We start from the raw sequence: 1,173 nt of genomic DNA, 5'->3' as shown, positions 1-1,173 counted from the left end.
CTTGAAATCATATAATCCAACAAAAACAAAGTTCCTGCCTGAATTAAAAGCACTGTCATTGCAATACATAAAAGCAACGTAATCAGCTTGGAAAAAACAGCTCTTTGGCGTATGCTTTTAAAAATATATTTCAGGTCAAATTTCTTCAAAACCGGGCTTCCCGATAAAGCTGTTCTCAAGGGTCAGAATAATGGGTCTCATTATATTTACCATGATCATGTTAAGCATGATCACAGCCATCATATTTGGTACTTGGTGGGACAGCACAGCCCCATTCAAAATACATTTTGCGGTGGCGGCAGCCATATTTGCGGCATTACTTTCTGCTGTACTTACCATTGCCTTTTATCCTCGTAGCCAACGGAAACTGATGCTGGCTGGCAATCAACCATCAGACAAGAATCTCGGTTGGGCAAATGATGTTGCAAAACGGCTATCAACACCCTCCGCCGTTATTGATGGTTTTAATATCATTTTTGCCAATAATGCCTTCCTTCGTGAGCTGGGAATGAATGGTATGCGCGAACTGGTCACTAATATGCCACTGACCAATATGGTGCATCCCAGCAATCATGCTGCGCTGACAAATTTCATGCGACATATGAAAACCAACCATGAACCACATCAGACACTTACGCTACGTATGCTATATGTCGATGGCACCACCATACCCGTGCATATTTCACTGTCACCACTCAACTCCGAGGGCCAATCAAATCTTAATTTGCTCCAATTTTCTTCCATTACACAAGCGCAAAATGATTCAGAATTAAAATCAGAAAAATTCAATTTTCCAAGCCTCTTAAATAATATCAGACAAATTATTTTTATAAACAATGTTGATCAGGAAATTATATATACAAATACTGCCTGGGAAATACTGACTGACTTTAGTGTTTCAGAATCAATAAACAAACCTTTTTTAAGTTTTATTCACCCTGAAGATATTTTACTGGTCGAATCAAGAATGAATTCACTTATTCAGGGTAAACGTCAATATTTTCAAATCGAATGTCGTGTCATTACTAAAAACGGTTCATATCGATGGATCGAAATCCGTGCTTCGCGCAGTTCCAATTTTAAAGGTGAACGTTCCAGTGTCATTGGCACGTTGACCGATATCACTCAGCTCAAGCAACTTGAAGCAGCCCAGAAACATAATCGTCACTCACC

At 39.3% G+C, this 1,173-nt stretch carries 1 protein-coding gene; it reads left to right on the top strand.

The genetic code is table 11. The features are described 5' to 3' along the window. Window positions 1-226 precede the first annotated feature (226 nt). The coding region (locus B3M51_RS01060; RefSeq protein ID WP_292756247.1) for a PAS domain-containing protein at window positions 227-1,173 on the top strand (947 nt) is incomplete at its 3' end.

Source organism: Methylophaga sp. UBA2689 (assembly GCA_002354555.1).
In the GTDB taxonomy this organism is placed as follows: Bacteria; Pseudomonadota; Gammaproteobacteria; order Nitrosococcales; family Methylophagaceae; genus Methylophaga.
The sequence above is the reverse complement of the archived record's forward strand: the minus strand, read 5'-3'. Positions and strand labels throughout refer to the sequence as shown.